Annotated in this window: 16 protein-coding genes; 10 read left to right on the forward strand and 6 right to left on the reverse strand. The window is 63.1% G+C overall.

The window, feature by feature from the left end:
• Positions 1 to 21: 21 nt before the first annotated feature.
• Both ABH945_RS14195 and cobA read left to right on the forward strand, forming a co-directional pair.
• On the forward strand, positions 22 to 1,338 hold the full coding sequence (locus ABH945_RS14195; protein WP_429250903.1) for a sulfate adenylyltransferase subunit 1: 1,317 nt from the start codon (positions 22 to 24) through the stop codon (positions 1,336 to 1,338).
• 73 nt (positions 1,339 to 1,411) lie between these two features.
• Entirely contained in the window at positions 1,412 to 2,167 is a 756-nt protein-coding gene (cobA, locus tag ABH945_RS14200; protein WP_429250904.1) for a uroporphyrinogen-III C-methyltransferase, read from the forward strand.
• Between the two features lie 28 nt (positions 2,168 to 2,195).
• Here the strand turns inward: cobA and ABH945_RS14205 are convergent, their stop codons facing one another.
• Positions 2,196 to 3,221 (reverse strand): AraC family transcriptional regulator, encoded by a 1,026-nt coding sequence (locus ABH945_RS14205; protein WP_429250905.1) that lies wholly within the window; start codon positions 3,219 to 3,221, stop codon positions 2,196 to 2,198.
• 133 nt (positions 3,222 to 3,354) lie between these two features.
• On the opposite strand from ABH945_RS14205, the gene ABH945_RS14210 reads away from it, so the two are divergent.
• From ABH945_RS14210 to ABH945_RS14225, 4 genes are all read left to right on the forward strand, one after another.
• Positions 3,355 to 4,287 carry a 3-keto-5-aminohexanoate cleavage protein gene (locus ABH945_RS14210; protein WP_429250906.1) on the forward strand — a complete coding sequence of 311 codons (933 nt, stop codon included), beginning with the start codon at positions 3,355 to 3,357 and terminating at the stop codon, positions 4,285 to 4,287.
• A gap of 77 nt (positions 4,288 to 4,364) precedes the next feature.
• Entirely contained in the window at positions 4,365 to 5,708 is a 1,344-nt protein-coding gene (locus ABH945_RS14215) for an MFS transporter (protein WP_074763281.1), read from the forward strand.
• A 22-nt stretch (positions 5,709 to 5,730) separates the two neighbouring features.
• Complete coding sequence (fabG, locus tag ABH945_RS14220) at positions 5,731 to 6,471, forward strand: 3-oxoacyl-ACP reductase FabG (RefSeq protein WP_074763282.1); 741 nt, start codon at positions 5,731 to 5,733, stop codon at positions 6,469 to 6,471.
• A gap of 16 nt (positions 6,472 to 6,487) precedes the next feature.
• Complete coding sequence (locus ABH945_RS14225) at positions 6,488 to 7,279, forward strand: SDR family oxidoreductase (RefSeq protein ID WP_429250907.1); 792 nt, start codon at positions 6,488 to 6,490, stop codon at positions 7,277 to 7,279.
• A 78-nt stretch (positions 7,280 to 7,357) separates the two neighbouring features.
• Here the strand turns inward: ABH945_RS14225 and ABH945_RS14230 are convergent, their stop codons facing one another.
• From ABH945_RS14230 to lptF, 3 genes are read right to left on the reverse strand one after another with little or no spacing between them, the layout of a single operon-like run.
• Positions 7,358 to 7,741, reverse strand: coding sequence for a sirohydrochlorin chelatase (locus tag ABH945_RS14230; protein ID WP_074763284.1), 384 nt, complete (start codon positions 7,739 to 7,741; stop codon positions 7,358 to 7,360).
• Between the two features lie 11 nt (positions 7,742 to 7,752).
• Positions 7,753 to 8,901: an LPS export ABC transporter permease LptG gene (gene lptG / locus ABH945_RS14235; protein WP_074763285.1), complete on the reverse strand. Its 1,149-nt coding sequence runs from the start codon at positions 8,899 to 8,901 to the stop codon at positions 7,753 to 7,755.
• 3 nt (positions 8,902 to 8,904) lie between these two features.
• Positions 8,905 to 9,999 carry an LPS export ABC transporter permease LptF gene (gene lptF / locus ABH945_RS14240; protein ID WP_074763286.1) on the reverse strand — a complete coding sequence of 365 codons (1,095 nt, stop codon included), beginning with the start codon at positions 9,997 to 9,999 and terminating at the stop codon, positions 8,905 to 8,907.
• 137 nt (positions 10,000 to 10,136) lie between these two features.
• Between lptF and ABH945_RS14245 the strand changes: the two genes are divergently transcribed.
• The 3 genes from ABH945_RS14245 (at position 10,137) to ABH945_RS14255 (ending at position 12,889) form a co-directional block, all read left to right on the forward strand.
• Positions 10,137 to 11,660: a leucyl aminopeptidase gene (locus ABH945_RS14245; RefSeq protein ID WP_074763287.1), complete on the forward strand. Its 1,524-nt coding sequence runs from the start codon at positions 10,137 to 10,139 to the stop codon at positions 11,658 to 11,660.
• Positions 11,661 to 11,736: 76 nt separating this feature from the next.
• Complete coding sequence (locus ABH945_RS14250; protein WP_074763288.1) at positions 11,737 to 12,153, forward strand: DNA polymerase III subunit chi; 417 nt, start codon at positions 11,737 to 11,739, stop codon at positions 12,151 to 12,153.
• 109 nt (positions 12,154 to 12,262) lie between these two features.
• Positions 12,263 to 12,889, forward strand: coding sequence for a DUF2486 family protein (locus ABH945_RS14255; RefSeq protein WP_429250908.1), 627 nt, complete (start codon positions 12,263 to 12,265; stop codon positions 12,887 to 12,889).
• A 65-nt stretch (positions 12,890 to 12,954) separates the two neighbouring features.
• On the opposite strand, the gene ABH945_RS14260 is transcribed toward ABH945_RS14255, so the two are convergent.
• Together ABH945_RS14260 and ilvD are read right to left on the reverse strand one after the other, a co-directional pair.
• Positions 12,955 to 13,293: a c-type cytochrome gene (locus ABH945_RS14260; protein ID WP_429250909.1), complete on the reverse strand. Its 339-nt coding sequence runs from the start codon at positions 13,291 to 13,293 to the stop codon at positions 12,955 to 12,957.
• Positions 13,294 to 13,416: 123 nt separating this feature from the next.
• Positions 13,417 to 15,090, reverse strand: coding sequence for a dihydroxy-acid dehydratase (gene ilvD / locus ABH945_RS14265; RefSeq protein WP_429250910.1), 1,674 nt, complete (start codon positions 15,088 to 15,090; stop codon positions 13,417 to 13,419).
• 252 nt (positions 15,091 to 15,342) lie between these two features.
• Between ilvD and ABH945_RS14270 the strand changes: the two genes are divergently transcribed.
• Positions 15,343 to 16,326 (forward strand): LysR family transcriptional regulator, encoded by a 984-nt coding sequence (locus ABH945_RS14270; RefSeq protein ID WP_429250911.1) that lies wholly within the window; start codon positions 15,343 to 15,345, stop codon positions 16,324 to 16,326.
• The last annotated feature ends 134 nt before the right edge of the window (positions 16,327 to 16,460 follow it).

Here is a 16,460-nt window from a genome sequence, read left to right on the forward strand (position 1 = left end):
ACGTACGAGGGTATGACAATCATGAGCAGTATTCATCAACCAGAAGACCTCGGCGTGCTGCGTTTTATCACTGCGGGTAGCGTCGACGATGGCAAGAGCACGTTGATCGGCCGCCTGCTGTACGACAGCAAGGCCGTGTTGAGCGACCAGCTCTCGGCGCTGTCGCGCGCGAAGAACAAGCGTACCGTCGGCGACGAAATCGACCTGTCGCTGCTGACCGACGGCCTCGAAGCCGAACGCGAGCAAGGCATCACGATCGACGTCGCGTACCGTTATTTCGCGACGGCCAAGCGCAAGTTCATCATCGCCGATACGCCGGGTCACGAGCAGTACACCCGCAACATGGTGACGGGCGCATCGACCGCGCACGCCGCGATCATTCTCGTCGATGCCACGCGTGTGACGTTTGTCGACGGCGTTGCGCAATTGCTGCCGCAAACCAAGCGTCACAGCGCGATCGTCAAGCTGCTCGGTCTGCAGCATGCAATCGTCGCGATCAACAAGATGGATCTGGTCGACTACAGCGAGCAACGCTTCAACGAGATTCGCGACGCGTATGTCGAACTCGCGCGCCAGCTTGGTCTGAAAGATGTGCGCTTCGTGCCGGTGTCGGCGCTGAAGGGCGACAACATCGTGACCGCCAGCGAAAGCATGCCGTGGTATGCGGGCGAGCCGCTGCTGGACCTGCTCGAAGCGCTGCCGGTGGAAATCCCGACGGGCCAGGCGCTGCGTTTCCCGGTGCAATGGGTTGCGCGTCAGGACGGCAGCCAGGCCGACGATTTCCGCGGCTACATGGGCCGTATCGAAGCGGGTGAAGTGAAGCTCGGCGATACGATCGTCGTGCTGCCGGCTAACCGTGAAGCGACCGTTGCGGAAATCATCGCGCCGGTGGTGGGCGGTACTGCGGCAGTGGACCGCGCGTTCGCCGGTCAAACCGTGACGATCCGTCTCGCGGAAGACGTCGACGTGTCGCGCGGCGATACCTTCGTGCTGCGCGAAGCCGCACCGGAACCGGCGAAGAAGCTCGAAGCCGATCTGTGCTGGTTCGACGACACGCCGCTGTCGACGCAACGCAAGTATCTGTTGAAGCAGACCACCAACACGGTGTTCGCGCGCATCGGCGCGATCAAGGAAGTGCTCGACGTGCATACGCTGTCGCAAGCAACCGATCGCAAGGAACTGGCGATGAACGACATCGGCCGCGTGGCGCTGACGTTGCAGAAGCCGCTGGTGTGCGACGTGTACGACTCGCATCAGGGCACGGGCGCATTCGTGCTGATCGACGAAGCGACGCATCACACCGTCGCGGCCGGGATGATCCGGGCGTTTTCGGCGTAAGCGTCGGCGGGCGAGGGGCGCATGGCGATGCTTTGATGCGTCGCGTTGCGCCCCAACCAACAGGTTGATTCAAATGGGTAAGGTTTATCTGATCGGCGCGGGGCCAGGCGCTGCGGACCTGATCACGGTGCGCGGCGCGCGGCTTCTTGCTGCCGCCGATGTCGTTTTGCACGACGCGCTGGTCGAACCGGCCATGCTCGATTACGCGCCTACACATGCGCGCCGGATTGCGGTGGGCAAGCGCTGCGGGCAGTTGTCGACAGCACAGCAGTTCATCAACAAGCAGATCGTCGATGCCGCTCTGGAGCACGAAGTCGTGGTGCGTCTGAAGGGCGGCGACCCGATGCTGTTCGGTCGCGCCGACGAAGAAATGCGCGCGCTCGAAGCGGCCGGTATCGAATACGAAGTGGTTCCCGGAATCACCGCTGCACTGGCGAGCGCGGCGTCGTTGAAACGTTCGCTGACGTTGCGCGGCGTATCGCGCAGTGTCGCGCTGGCTACCTTCAGCCGCGCGCCTGGGTCCGATGAAATTCGCGAACAGGTGAACGCGGATTCGCTCGTGTTTTACATGGGCCGCGATAGTGGTGTCGAGATTGCGCAGCAATTGATCGATGCAGGCAAGCCGGTTTCGACGCCGGTCGCAATCGTCGAGGCTTGCAGCACGGCGCGCGAACGCATGCTCACGCTGACACTCGAAGAACTCGCTGCGGGCGACGCGCAGCGCTGGGTCGATGCATCGCAGCCGAGCCTGCTGATGATCGGCGACGCGTTTGCCGAGCGTCAGCTCAATTTGGTTCGTGCAGCAGACGGGATGCTGGTCGCCGCCTGAGTCATCCTTCGCGCGATGGGCGGCGCAATCAACTCCGCAATTCTCCCGGTCCTTTCCCCGTCCACCGCTTCAGCGCCCGCCGGAAATTCGCCGGATCGCTGAAGCCGAGCAGCATCGCGATATCGTCGGTGCTCATCTTCGTGGTCTTCAGATATTCAACCGCCAGCGAGCAGCGCACGTCGTCGACAATTGCGACGAACGACGTGCCTTCGCTCTCCAGTCGCCGCCGCAACGTGCGGCTCGTCATCTTCAATGCTTGCGCGGCTTCTTCCATGCCCGGGAATTCGCCCGGCTTGCGCATCAGCATCTGATACACCTCTCCTGATACACCGACCGAAGTCTTCGCCTGCCCGATCAGCCGGTCGCAGGTTTCCTGCAATAGCGTGGCCGTGAGCCGGTGCGCGAGTTGCGGCTTCTGTTCGAGGATGCTGCTGTCGTAATGAAGCTCGCATTGCGGCTGATCGAAATAGCACGGACAGCCGAGATACTCGCTATAAATCTCCGCATGTGCGGGCGCAGGATACGAAAAGCAGGCTTTGGTCGGCGGACAGCTTCGACCCGCCACGTCCTGAAGATGCGTGACGTGCTGCATGAACTGCTGCTCCAGCAGGAACTGGCGCAATTCGACCGATGGACTGGAGATGAACGCGTCGGGAAAGGTCCAGATGCCTTCGTCCGGATATTCAGTCCATTCGATCGTGAGCGTGGGCGTCGCGAGCTGATGGTACTTCACGCCCAGCCGGAAGTAGTCGCGCAGCGACAGGCACGACATCAGCGCATAGCCGTACATTCCGTACGCGGACAGATGCAGCCGCGAGCCGGTGATGAACGGCGTGGCCGGACTGCACGACAGCAGAATCGCGTTACGGCAGATGGCCAGGTATTGCCGCACCGAGGTTAGCGCCGCCGCATCGTTGAGCCGCGCGGCATCCACGCCGCTGCCTTTCAGGCAGTCTTCGGGCGCAATACCCTGTTCGCCGAGCACTTCGACCAGCGCGGCGATCTTGTACGGCGCGTAAATGCGCTCGTTCTGCAACGGCAACTTCGACGGCATCGCTTCACCTCAGATTGTCCCGGAACAACATCTGCGTGTCCGAAAATGACCTTACGAGGCGGATCGTATCCCACTAACATCGGTATCACAACAGACAGTCCATTCATGGATCGCCGCCGATAAGGAGACACCCTTGCTGAACCGAAAAGTCATCATTTCCTGCGCAGTGACCGGCGCGACGCATACGCCGTCGATGTCCGAATACCTTCCTCTCACGCCGGCGCAGATCGCCGCCCAGTCGATCGAAGCGGCCGAAGCCGGCGCCGCGATCCTGCATCTGCACGCCCGCAATCCCGCCGACGGCAAACCGACGCCGTCGCCCGACGTGTTCCGGCAATTCGTGCCCGCGATCGTCGAGGCCACCGACGCGGTCATCAACATCACGACCGGCGGCAGCACGCGCATGACGCTCGCCGACCGGCTCGCCTATCCGCGCCTCGCGAAGCCCGAGATGTGCTCGCTGAACATGGGCTCGATGAACTTCTCGATCCATCCGATCGCCGCGCGCATGCCGTCGTGGCGCTACGACTGGGAGAAGGATTACATCGAAGGGATGGAGGACACGATCTTCCGCAATACCTTCAAGGACATCAAAAGCATCCTGCTCGAACTGGGCGAAACCGGCACGCGGTTCGAGTTCGAATGCTATGACGTCGGGCATCTGTACAACCTCGCGCATTTCGTCGACCAGGGCTTGATCAAGCCGCCGTTCTTCATTCAATCGGTGTTCGGCATTCTCGGCGGACTCGGCGCGGACCCCGAGAACATGACGGTGATGCGTTCCACTGCCGATCGCTTATTCGGCCGCGAAAATTACCAGTTCTCGATTCTCGGCGCGGGCCGTCATCAGATGGCGTTCGTGACGATGGGCGCGATCATGGGCGGCAACGTGCGCGTCGGCCTCGAAGACAGCGTGTACCTGTCCAAAGGCGTGAAGGCGGAAAGCAACGCGCAGCAGGTGCGCAAGATTCGCCGCATCCTCGAAGAGCTGTCGTTCGAGATTGCGACCCCGGCCGAAGCGCGACAGATGCTCGGCCTCAAAGGCGCAGACAAGGTCAGCTTCTGAGCCAGGCCCGCTGATCCGGCCACGCCGGTAAAACCGACCAAAAAAACAACAACACACCCCTTTCAGGTGGAGACATCATGACAACCCAGACAGCCGGCCCCGCCGGCAACGCGCTGCACCGCATCGCGACGCATAAGGCCATGCTGAGACTGATCCCGCTGATGTGCGCGATCTATTTCATGTCGTATCTCGACCGCACCAACGTGTCGCTCGCGAAGGCGCGGCTCGCCGCCGATCTCGGTATCAGCGCCGCCGCGTACGGTCTCGGCGCGGGCATCTTCTTCATCGGCTATGCGCTGCTCGAAGTGCCGAGCAACCTGGTCGCGCACCGGGTCGGGCCGCGTCGCTGGATCGCGCGAATCGCGGTCACGTGGGGCGCGCTCTCCGTCTCGATGATGTTCGTGCAGGGCGAGTGGTCGTTCTATACGATCCGCGTGCTGCTCGGCATCGCCGAGGCGGGTCTTTTCCCCGCGCTGATGTACATGGTGACGATGTGGTTCGCGCCGCAGGATCGCTCGGTGGCGGTGGGCTGGATCTACACGGCGCCCGCGCTGGCGCTGGTGATCGGCAACCCGCTGGGCGGCGCGTTCATGCAGATGGACGGGCTGGGCGGTCTGCACGGCTGGCAGTGGCTGTTCCTGCTCGAAGGCCTGCCGACCATCTTCGTGGGCGTATTCCTGTGGTTCAAACTGCCGGAAAAGCCGTCCGACGCACGCTGGCTATCCGCTGCCGAAGCGCAGGCGCTCGAAGCGCGCGCGGTGCCGGATGCCGCGCATCCCGGCATGTTCTCGCAAGACTGGCTCGCCGCGCTGAAGCGTCCGGCCACCGTGCTGATCGGCCTTATCTACTTTCTGAACCAGGTCGCTTTCGTCGGGCTCGTGTTCTTCACGCCCGCGATGATCCAGCAGATGCACGTCAAGTCGCCGCTGATGATCGGCGTGCTGTCGAGCAGCGTCGGGATTGGCTTTCTGCTCGGCGTGCTGGTGCTGCCGCGGATTCATCGCCGGGTGACGAACGATTGCCTCTATCTCGGCGTGCTGACCACCGGGCTGGTGATCAGCGCGATCCTGTTCGTCTCGTCGAGCGTGCTGTCGATGCAACTCCTGCTGTTCGTCGTGACCGCGTTCTTCGCGGGCGGCGTGCTGCCGCTCTACTGGGCAATCGCGATGAAGCGTCTGCACGGCATCCAGGCCGCGGCGGGGCTCGCGTTCATCAATACGATCGGGCTGATCGGCGGCTTCGTCGGGCCGTATCTGTTCGGTCTTGCGGAGAGCGCGTCGGGCCACAGCGCGTCGGGGCTGTCGGTGGTCGTGGGCGCGTCGATTCTCGGTCTGATTCTGGTGCCTCTGCTCGCGAAGGCGATTCAGTCAGAAGGGCGCGAGGCGAGTGCTGCGGAGCCGCTGTTGAACACCCGGCCATAACTTCCAATTACGGGAACAAACAATGAGATTGAATGGAAAGGTCGCGATCGTGACGGGCGCGGGGCAGGGCATTGGCGCTGCGACCGCACTCAAATTCGCGAAAGAAGGTGCGCGCGTCGCGGTGTGCGACATGAATCATGACGCGGTGTCTCATGTCGTGGCCGCGTGTCACGCAGCCGGTGCGGAAGCGCTCGGCTTCACGCTCGACGTGACGAACCGCGCGGCGGTCGACGACATGGTCGGCGCTACCCGCGAGCGCTTCCGTCAGATCGACGTGCTGGTGAACAACGCGGGCATCACACGAGACGCGCGTCTGCAAAAGATGACGCTTCAGCAATTCGACGACGTGATCGACGTGAACCTGCGCGGCGTGTTTCATGCGGCCCAGGCGGTCGTCGACACGATGATCGCGCAAGGCTCGGGCGTGATCCTGAATGCGAGTTCCGTGGTCGGCATCTACGGCAACTACGGGCAGACCAACTATGCGGCGGCGAAGTTCGGCGTGATCGGCTTTACGAAGACGTGGAGCCGCGAATTGGGACCCAAGGGCATTCGCGTCAACGCGATTGCGCCAGGCTTTATCGACACGCCGATTCTCGCGACCGTGCCGCAGGACGTGCTCGCGAAAATGCGCGAGCAGGTGCCGCTGCGCCGTCTCGGCACGCCGGAAGAGATCGCCAATATCTACGCCTTTCTCGCGAGCGACGAAGCAAGTTATATCAACGGCGCCGTGATCGAAGCATCCGGCGGTATGACGCTCTAAACATTCGAGGACCTGCATGAAAACCATCGACCTTCTCAGACCCACTCCCGGACTGCGCGTGCTGATCTCGGGCGCCGCAGCGGGCATCGGCGCGGCGATCGCGCAGGCGTTCCTGGACGTCGGCGCGAACGTCTATATCTGCGATGTCGACCCTGCCGCGATCGACCGCGCGAAAACCGCGCATCCGCAACTGCATGTCGGCGTCGCGGACGTATCGGACTGCGCGCAGGTGGACCGCATCATCGACGACGCGCGTGCGAAGCTCGGCGGTCTCGACCTGCTGATCAACAATGCGGGGATTGCCGGGCCGACCGGCGCTGTCGAGGACCTCGACCCGGCTCAGTGGGAACGCACCATCGCGACGAATCTGAACAGCCAGTTCTATTTTCTGCGCAAGGCCGTGCCGGTGCTGAAGGAGACGTCGGCCAACCCGGGCATCATCGCGATGGCGTCGGTCGCGGGACGCCTCGGCTACGCGTTTCGCACGCCGTACGCAGCGAGCAAGTGGGCGATTGTCGGCATGGTCAAATCGCTGGCAATCGAGCTGGGGCCGAACAACGTCCGCGTGAATGCGATCTTGCCGGGTGTTGTCGAAGGTGAACGAATGGATCGCGTGATTGCCGCGCGCGCCGAGTCGCTCGGAATCGGCTTCGAGCAGATGAAGGGCGAGTATCTGGAGAAAATCTCGCTGCGGCGGATGGTGACCGTACACGACGTCGCGGCGATGGCGCTATTCCTGGCGTCGCCGGCGGGGCAGAACATCTCGGGTCAGGCGATTAGCGTCGACGGGAATGTCGAGTATCTTTGAGCGGTGAAGGTTGGCCGCTGCGGGAGAGCGCCTGGAGGGGGGGGCGCTTTCGCTTTCGCCGGCAGCGGTCTGCGAGCGTTATCCCGCCTGGCGCAGGCAATACTGCGCGACTGCATCGAGAACCGCTTCGTCCTCGCCGACCGCCACCGCGCAGTCGATCCGCACGTCCGGCTGCGCGTCGCGACAGCGCTCGATCAGTTCGGGCAGATCTTTCCTGATATGGCCGCCTTGCCCGAAGAACACGGGCACGACGGTGATCGCATCACAACCTTGGGCGGCGAGTTGGCCGACCGCCGTGGGCAGGTTCGGCTCCATCAACTCGAGGAAGGCCAGCGAGACGGGACCGGCTGTATCGTCCGCCGCACGCAACGCCTGGAGCTTCGCGGCGAGCCGCTCGAACGGCTCGCGCCAGCGCGGATCCCTCGCGCCATGGCCAAACAGAATCAGCCCGTGCGTAGCCATTGCATCCGCTCCTAATGGCGATCAACCCACTTCAACCCGACCAACCCGAGCACCAGATAAACCAGCCCCGGCGTCGCCGCGGTCAAAGGCGCAGGCCACGTGTTCAGCGTGCCGATATGCGAGAACAGCGTATTGAACAGCTGGAAGCTCATGCCGAGCATGATGCCGCCGAACACCTTCACGCCCACCACGCCAGCGCGCGTATGCAGATACGCAAACGGAAGCGACAGAACCAGCATCACGAACACCGCAAACGGATACAGCACCTTGCGCCACAGCGCGATTTCATAGCGCTGCGTGTCCTGATGATTCTCGGTCAAATGCTGGATGTAGCGGAACAGGTTGAACATCGACATCCGGTCCGGCGACACCAGCAGCACCGACAGAATCTGCGGCGTCAGTTCCGAGCGCAGCGAATATTCGGGTAACGTCACCTGTTGCGCGCGATACACCGGATTCAGCGCATCGGCAGGCGTGCCCGGAGGAGGGGGCACGTCGATCAGTTGCGTGTCGGTCACGTCGGTCAATTGCCAGTGACCCGGCGGCTGGTACTTGCCGCTCTTCGCAATCCGCACATTCGACAGACGGAACTTCGAATCGAATTCGTAAATCCGCACGTTACTGATCGTCGCGTCCGGCTTCAGTTCGCCGACGTTCACGAAGCGCGTGACCTGCTCGCCATCCGCGCGCGCGGTGAGCGTGTCTTTCACCCACACGCCCGACTGGAAGTTGCTTGACACCGACGAGCCCAACGCTTCGAGCCGCACGCGTTCCGACAGTTGATCCGTGTACGGACCGACCACTTCGCCGATCAGATACGTCAGAAATACCAGCGGAATGCCGATTTTCATTAGCGAGCGCAGCGCCTGATTCGTCGCGAGACCGGAGACGCGGAAAATCGTGTACTCGGAATTCGCCGCCATCTGCGCGAACACGTAGATCGCGCTGATCAGCGCGGCGACCGGAATGATTTCGTAGAAGCGCGACGGCGTTTGCAACGCGACCCGCAGCACCGCGTACTGGAACTTGTAGTTGCCGTGGCCGACCGAATTCAGTTCGTTGATCAGGTCGAAGAAGAAGAACAGACCCGAAAACGCAAACAGGATGAAGATGAAGGTGAGGTAGATCTGACGCGCGAAATACCTTTCATAGATGCGCATCGGTCAGGCTCCCGAACGGCTAAACATGGCGCGCGTGAAGAGCGGCCGGTTGCGCACGCGCAGCCAGAAAATGAACGCGACGATCGCCGCGACGATGACGTGCAGGATCACGAGCCCCACGCCGAACGACATCTTGCCCTGCTCGATCCACGACTGCACCACGTTCAGCAAATTCGAATACGTCAGATAGATCAGCACGGCCATCACCAGATTGATGGTGCGGCTGCGCCGAGGGTTCTGGTGCGCTAGCGGAATGGCCAGCAGCATCAGGTTGATCGCGATCAGCGGCAGACCCGCGCGCCACGCGAATTCGGCGAGGTTGTCATTGGTCGGATTGCGCAGCAGCGCGAGCGTGGGTGTACCGGTTGTGGTCGGCGTATTGACCACCGGCTGGCTCTGGATCTTCACGCCATAGCGCTCGAATTCCATGATCCGGAAGTCGGGATGCCCAGGTTCGCCGTCGTAACGCCGGCCGTTTTCAAGCACGACGAATCGGTCGCCGTTCTTATGCGTTTCGGTATGGCCGTTCTTCGACACCACCACGTTGACCTTGCCGTTCTCGGTGCTGGTCACGAACACGTTCTCGACGTGCCCCTGGTCGGGCGACATCTTCTCGATGAAGAACACCCGGTGGCTGGTAGCCGACTCGCGGAACTGGCCCGGCGCGAGCAGCGAGACCTCGTCGCGCTGCTGGAAGCGCGCGCGGATCAGCTTGCTCTGCTGGTTCGACCACGGCCAGCCGACGAACACGAAGAAGCAGATGAGGATGATGATCGGCGTGGCAAAAATACCGATCGGCTTGATGAACTGCGTAAGGCTGACGCCCGACGACAGCCAGACAACCATCTCGGAGTCTTTGTACCAGCGGGTGAGGACGAACAGGATCGACACGAACAGGGTCGCGACAAGCATGATCGCCAGGTAGCCGATCACGGTCAGGCCGATGAGGACCAGCACGTCGCGCGGGTCGATCTCACCCGAGGCCGCGAAGCCGACGATGCGAATCATCATCGTCGTCAGCACGAGCGTGAGGAGAACCATGAACACGGCACCAGCCGTATACGCGAGTTCGCGCTGGAGGGAGCGTTCGAAGATCATTATTGATGGCGAGAGGGGGCGCTCTCGGTGACGCGGGGGTTGCTTCCCGTCACGTCTCCGGTGCAGCCGCCGCGGGAAAAATAGCGGATAATTGCGGCTTTCATCCTAAGCCCAGATTTTATCCGAGGACAAGCGCGATGGACTTTAGCATAAAAGCCTGTGATTGGACCAAAGGCTCGTCAAACGGTTTCCTGACCGGGAAATCGGATTGCATCGTCATTGGTGTGTTCGAGTCGCAAACGCTCTCGGGCGCAGCGCTTGAGATCGACGAGGCCACCCGTGGCCTGTTGACGCGCATCATCAAGGCCGGCGATATGGATGGCAAAGCCGGCACCACGCTGTTCCTGCACGAGGTCTCGGGCATCGGCGCATCGCGCGTGCTGCTGGTCGGCCTCGGCAAACAGGACGCTTTCAGTCAGAAAGCCTACGGCGACGCCGTGCGGTCCGCCTGGCGAGCGCTGCTGCCCACCAAGGTCGTGCAGGTCACGTTCACGCTGGCGCAATTGCCGGTGCTGGAACGCACGGCCGACTGGGGCGTGCGGGCCGCCATCCTCGCGCTGCGCGAGCTGACCTACAAGTTCACGCAGATGAAGTCCAAGCCGGACACCACGGCGCGCGCGTTGAAGCGCATCGTCTTCAGCGTCAACACGGGCGACGAGAAAGCCGCCAAGCTGGCCGCGAAGCAGGGTGCCGCGCTCGCCAACGGCATGGACCTGACGCGCGACCTCGGCAATCTGCCGAGCAATGTCTGCACGCCGACCTACCTCGCGAACACCGCGAAGAAACTCGCCAAAGACTGGAAGCTGAAAGTCGAAGTGCTCGGCGAGAAGCAATGCGAAGCGCTGAAAATGGGCTCGTTCCTGTCGGTCACGGCGGGTTCGGTCGAGCCGGCGCAGTTCATCGTGCTGCAATACCAGGGCGGCGCCGCGAAGGCCGCGCCGGTCGTGCTGGTCGGCAAGGGCGTCACGTTCGACACCGGCGGCATCTCGCTGAAGCCGGGCGAGGGCATGGACGAGATGAAGTACGACATGTGCGGCGCCGGTTCGGTGCTGGGCACGTTGCGCGCGGTCGCCGAAATGGGGCTGAAGATCAACGTCGTCGGCATCATTCCGGCGGTGGAAAACATGCCGTCGGCCACCGCCACCAAGCCGGGCGACATCGTCACCAGCATGAAGGGCTTGACGATCGAAGTGCTGAACACCGACGCCGAAGGCCGTCTGATCCTGTGCGACGCACTGACGTACGCCGAGCGCTTCAAGCCGGCTGCGGTGATCGACATCGCCACGCTCACGGGCGCGTGCATCATCGCGCTGGGTCACCACAACAGCGGCCTGTTCTCGAAAGACGACGCGCTGGCGGGCGAGTTGCTCGACGCATCGCGTGAAGCTTTGGACCCGGCCTGGCGCCTGCCGCTCGACGACGAGTACCAGGACCAGCTCAAGTCGAATTTCGCCGATATCGCGAACATCGGCGGCCGTCCGGCGGGCAGCGTGACGGCGGCGTGCTTCCTGTCGCGCTTCACCGAAGCGTATCCGTGGGCGCATCTGGACATCGCCGGCACCGCGTGGAAGAGCGGCGCGGCGAAGGGCGCTACCGGTCGTCCGGTGCCGCTGCTCGCGCAGTTCCTGATCGACCGGGCCGCTGACGGTCGCGCTGCATAATGACGCAATGCAGTAAGCCTGCGGGCGGCGTGGTAACAGCAGTCGCGCAGCGCACGCAGAACGTAGGGAGCCGCCGATGACGAGAATCGATTTTCACTCGAACGTCGGCGACTCGCTGCTGTATGCGTGCCGTCTGATCCGCAAGGCGTATCTGGCCGGCCAGCCGACCATCGTGCTGGCCGAACCCGAGCGCCTGCGGGTATTCGACGAACAGTTGTGGACCTTCTCTCCGCTCGACTTCGTCCCGCATTGCATGGCGGGCACGCCGCTCGCCGCGCAAACCCCCATCGTACTGACCACGAATCTCGACGACGTGCCGCATCATCAGGTGCTGCTCAATCTCGGCGCAACGGTGCCGGCGCAGTTCGCGCGCTTCGAAAGATTGCTGGAAGTGGTCGGTAACGCACACGACGAACTCGTTGCAGGCCGCGAGCGGTATCGCTTCTATCGCGATCGCGGCTATGCTTTGAACAACTACAAGCAGGGCAGCTAGGATTCGTTCCGCCGCATTGCGCACGGTTCGTGGCATCAGGTGTCGCGAGTCCGATGTGCATGCGCAGTTGCTCTGCTTCGGCTTCGACTAGAACACGGAGGAGAACCCCATGTCCGATCCCAACGACAATTCGATCCCGGTTTTGCACGAGATTCTCGTGCCGGGCCAGGTGCGTTCGCCGTCGGGCGGGGCGGTGCCGCCGGCGCTTGAGCCGGACGTGCCGAGAGAGCCGAGCTTCAAGGCCGAACCCGTGCTCGCACCTCGGCCGTCGCATGCAGACGAGCCGGTTCTGGCGACGCAGCCCGTGCTTGCCGAAGAAGAAACGCTCGCGCCTGAGCCGGTGATCGCGCCGCAAGCCGCGCATCCTGCTGTGGTGCATAACAATGGCGCGCCTGCGTCGTCGGCCGGTGTTTTCGATCGCGCCGAGCCTGTTGCTCCGGTCGAGGCCGGCTCGATCGTGCCGCCCGATATCGCCCACGAAACGGCAGCGCTTTCGCAGCCGGATCTGGACGCTGAAGTCATCGCCGAGCGTCTGCGTGGACGCTTTGCGGGTTTTCTGACGGGCGAGGGACGCGGCATCATCGAAGCGCGTTGCCGTGATGCGTTGCAGGAGCACACCACGTTGCTCGTCAGCCAGATCACGCGTGAAGTTGCGCTGACTCTGGAAACCGAACTGAGCGGCTGGGTGAGGGAAGCGGTCGAAGAAGAAATCGCGCGGCGCTCGGGCCGAGGCTGATGAAGAAAGCCTGGAGAAGCGAGTCTGAATGAAGCAGGAACGGCGTCTTTAACAGGACGCCGTTTTCATTTGAGCGTCAACACCCAGCTTGCCAGCGCGGCCGCCTGATCGGGCGTGAGTTGCGTATTCGCGGGCATCGGCACCGGTCCCCACACGCCCGCGCTGCCATCCAGAATCTTGTGCTTCAGATAAACCGGCGCGTCGTCGCGTCCGGCATATTTCGTCGCGACATCGTGCAGCGCCGGTCCCATGAAAGAGCGTGTGACGGAGTGGCAGCTCATGCAGTTCTGTTGCTGGGCCAGCGCGAGGCCCGCGGCTTCGGCGTGCACAGGTGAACTGTTGACGCTCAACGCCGCGCACAATAAAGCCGATGCTGCGAACGCTGCATACGACGTGCTTTTCATTATGGTCTCCGTCGGGGCGGGGGCCCGACTTGTGGTGCAAGCATTATAAAAGGAAAGGGGCGCACGGTTTTCCGTGCGCCCCTTTGCGCTTCGATGCGGCCGGCTTCGGCCGCGTGGCTGGCACTAACCCGTTACCGCTCCCTTGTTGGCAGGCAATGCCAGCGCCGAATATTTCGCCAGCACGCCGCGTGTGTAGCGCGGTTTCGGTTGCTGCCATGCAGCACGGCGGCGCTGCAATTCGGCGTCGTCGATATTGAGTTGCAGCAGGAGCTTGTGCGCGTCGATCGTGATCGAGTCGCCTTCCTGCACGAACGCAATCGTCCCGCCGACGAATGCTTCCGGCGCGACGTGGCCGACCACCATACCCCACGTGCCGCCCGAAAAACGGCCATCGGTGATGAGGCCGACGCTTTCACCCAAACCCTTGCCGATGATCGCCGAGGTCGGCGCGAGCATCTCCGGCATGCCGGGGCCGCCTTTCGGACCGAGGTAGCGCAGCACGACCACGTCGCCCGCAACGATCTTGTCGGACAGAATCGCGTCCATCGCGCTTTGCTCGTCGTCGAACACGCGAGCCGGGCCGGTGATCACCGGGTTCTTCAGGCCGGTGATCTTGGCGACCGCGCCATCTTCCGCGAGATTGCCCTTGAGGATCGCGAGATGGCCTTCCTTGTACAGCGCTTTGTCTATCGGAAAAATCACCTTCTGATCGGCGCGCGGTCTGGACGGCACGTCCTTCAGTTCTTCGGCGAGCGTCTTGCCGGTGATCGTGATGCAGTCGCCGTGCAGCATGCCCGCGTCGAGCAGGAGCTTCATGACCTGCGGGATGCCGCCCGCCTTGTGCAGATCGGTGGCGACGTACTGGCCGGACGGCTTCAGATCGCAGATCACCGGCACCTTCTTGCGCATGCGCTCGAAGTCCTCGATGCTCCATTCCACCTCGGCCGCATGCGCAATCGCCAGATAGTGGAGCACGGCGTTGGTCGATCCGCCGGTCGCCATGATCAGCGCAACGGCGTTTTCGATCGACTTCTTCGTGATGATGTCGCGCGGCTTGAGGTCCTGTTTGACCGCCTCGACCAGCACGCGCGCGGATTCGGCAGACGAGTCGACCTTTTCCTGGTCGGGATTGGCCATCGTCGACGAATACAGCAGCGACATGCCGAGCGCCTCGAACGACGAACTCATCGTGTTGGCGGTGTACATGCCGCCGCACGATCCCGTCGACGGGCACGCGTTCTTCTCGACGCCCTCGAAGTCTTCCTGCGACATCCGGCCCGCCGTGAATTCGCCGACCGCCTCGAACGACGACACGATGGTCAGATCGACGCCCTTCCAGTTGCCGGGCCGGATCGTGCCGCCGTACACGTAGATGCCGGGCACGTTCATCCGCGCGAGGCCGATCATGCCGCCGGGCATGTTTTTGTCGCAGCCGCCGATCACGACCACGCCGTCCATCCACTGGCCTTGCACGCAGGTTTCGATGCAGTCGGCGATCACTTCGCGCGACACCAGTGAGTACTTCATGCCCTCGGTGCCCATCGACATGCCGTCCGAAATCGTCGGCGTGCCGAAAATCTGCGGATTCGCGTCGGCGCCCTTGACCGCGACGACGGCGGCATCGGCGAGACGCTGCAAGCCCGCGTTGCACGGCGTGATGGTCGAGTGGCCGTTGGCGATGCCGATCATCGGCTTGTCGAAATCTTCCTTCTGATAGCCGAGCGCGTAGTACATCGAGCGATTCGGCGAGCGCGCGACGCCCTGCGTGATGTTTTTCGAACGACGGTTGTATGCCATGGGGCCTCCAATCGATTTTGTTTTGAGCCGGGCTGCGTGGATGGAACGCGGCGGCGGATATTTGCGGGGTGATGCGGCCGGGTCTTTTCCGGCCGGGGCTGCGATGACGGTGTTGCGGCAGCGTCGGCCGCTTGCGTCGCCGGCGCGTCAATTCAGTGTAGTAGCTCCGACGCGCCATCCAAGGATGCAGTTTCGGGAAACGCGCGTCCAATATATTATTCAGGTGCTATTAGGTCGTAAAATATATTAATCATGCTGCCTGCCATCCCGGATCTGCGCCAGTTGCGCTATTTCGTCACTGTTGCCGAAGAGCGGCACTTCGGGCGTGCCGCCGTGCGTCTTTCGATGACGCAGCCGCCTTTGTCGCAAGCCATCCGGGCGTTGGAGGAGACGTTGGGCGTGGAACTGTTCGAGCGCACCAAGCGGTCGGTCAAGCTCACGCGGGTGGGCGCCGATCTGTTGCCCGAGGTGCTGCGGCTGCTCGCAGACGCCGAAGGGCTGCGGCCGCTCGCGCAGAGCCTTGCACGCGGCGAGGCGGGCGGGTTGTCGCTGGCCTTCGTTTCCACCGCCGATTACGGCTTGCTGCCGCCTTTGCTGCGCGATTTCGGCGTGCGTCATCCGCGAGTGCGGCTCGAACTGACCGAGGCGACCAGCGACGTGCAGGTGGATGAACTGGTGGCGGGGCGCATCGACGCCGGTCTGGTGATCGCGCCGCTGCCGCCGCGTCATGCCGCTCAGCTTTCGTGGCTGCCGATCGTGCGTGAGCCGCTGGTGATCGCGATGTCGACGGAAGCTTCCGGGCGGCTGGGCGGTGCGCACGGCGCCTTCGGAGACCCGCACGCCGGGTGGCTCGACGCGCCGGTCAGCCTGCTCGACGTGGCCGATACGCCGCTCGTGATCTTCCCCAGACGTCTGGCGCCTGGCTTTTATGACATCATTATGGATTGCTACGGCGTGGCGGGCGTCGCACCCAGGATCGGCCAGGAGGCCATCCAGATGCAGACGATCGTCAGCCTGGTGTCCGCCGGAATGGGCGTCGCACTCGTGCCGCAATCGTTGCGTAACCTGCGCCGCACGGGGGTGGTGTACCGGCCGCTCGCGGAGTCGGTGCCGGTGATCGAGACGGGGCTGGTGTGGCGCACGGACGAGGTGAGTCCGGTGCTGGCGGGCTTCATCGAGATCGTGCGGGCTTACGCTGCTACCGTCGCACCGGAGGCCGCCGCGTTGCGTGTCTAGCGGCGTTGCCGCGAACGCATCGCGCGCCGGACCGTCAAATGCATGCGCCGGATGCCATGCGGGCCGCTGGCCCGTTACCGTTATCCGCTGCCGAATTGCTTTAGTAACCCGCTTCTGAACCTGAACTGCCCATA

The sequence above is a fragment of the Paraburkholderia sp. GAS333 genome (genome assembly GCF_050435665.1).
Taxonomy (GTDB): Bacteria; Pseudomonadota; Gammaproteobacteria; order Burkholderiales; family Burkholderiaceae; genus Paraburkholderia; species Paraburkholderia fungorum_A.